This is a genomic window from Paraburkholderia sediminicola (assembly GCF_046027825.1).
Lineage (GTDB): Bacteria > Pseudomonadota > Gammaproteobacteria > Burkholderiales > Burkholderiaceae > Paraburkholderia > Paraburkholderia sediminicola_D.
Genome location: NZ_JAQQDU010000242.1, coordinates 1 through 968 on the forward strand (window position 1 = coordinate 1; position 968 = coordinate 968).

1 protein-coding gene is annotated in these 968 nt (G+C 62.4%); it reads right to left on the reverse strand.

Annotated features, from left to right (window positions below; translation table 11 throughout):
- On the reverse strand, positions 1-759 hold a 759-nt coding region (locus PQQ96_RS42085), incomplete at its 3' end, for a transposase (RefSeq protein WP_408303333.1).
- Between the last annotated feature and the right edge of the window lie 209 nt (positions 760-968).

A 968-nucleotide genomic window follows, 5' to 3' on the forward strand; every position in this document is an offset into this window, starting at 1 on the left:
CGCTTCTTCGACGCGCCAGCGCTGATGGTAGAGCGCCCCGAAGGAGGTAGCCGGGTAACGCCTGCTGTCGAGCAGCGAGGTCATCAGCACACATATGCGACCGCTCGAGGTGACGTCCCGGATCAGCCGTACCGTAGTCGGCGTGCGCATCAGTTCATAGTCGCGGGCATCCTGCTCGCCAGGCGCCTCCAGTGTCACGATGCGCTCGGCCTCGCCGCTGCGGGCAAAGGCGGTGACACACTTCCAGTTACGTGTATCGACGCGCATGCAGAACTCGATCTCGCGCAGTGCGAGCGCCGCCACCATCGCGTTGCCAATAAAGCCGCGATCGAGCAGCAGCAGATCGGTATGCGGTTGCAGTACGTCCAATGCTTCGAACAGCATCTGCCGCTCGGCACCGTCGGCGGGATGAAGCGCGGCGTGCAGGGTCAGTTCGGGTCCCGGCAGGAACAGCGCAAATGCGTAGTGATCGGCGCGTAGTTCATGGCCGCGACGCGTGCCCACGCGCAGGCGACTACCGTCGGCCGCGACCAGCCTCAGGCCGTGCCAGCGCATCGACTCGATATGGGCTTGGGCCAGCGAAATCAGGTGGGTCTGGGCCAGCTCGAACAGTTCGGCCGATAGCCCACGGCGCGCCTTGCTGAATGCCTGTGCGCTGACCGCGCGGGTGCGCCCGCCGCTGTTGCCCAGCGCACTGAATAGCGCATCAAGTTCGGTCTGCACGCTGGCACACATGCCCGACATCATCAGCGCAGCCATGCGCGGTAACGTCAGGGTGCGATTGCGCGTAAAGGCGGTGGGAGAACGACGCACACGATCGGCGAGCGCCGGATCGAACAGGAAATCGGAGAACTCGGCCAGAAGTCGCGAAGACGCTGGTATTTGAGTTCATATCGTTGATTTATCAGTGAGTTATGCGATGAAGTTTACAGGGGCAATGTCTCGTTTACAAGCTCTTTGGGGCTTAA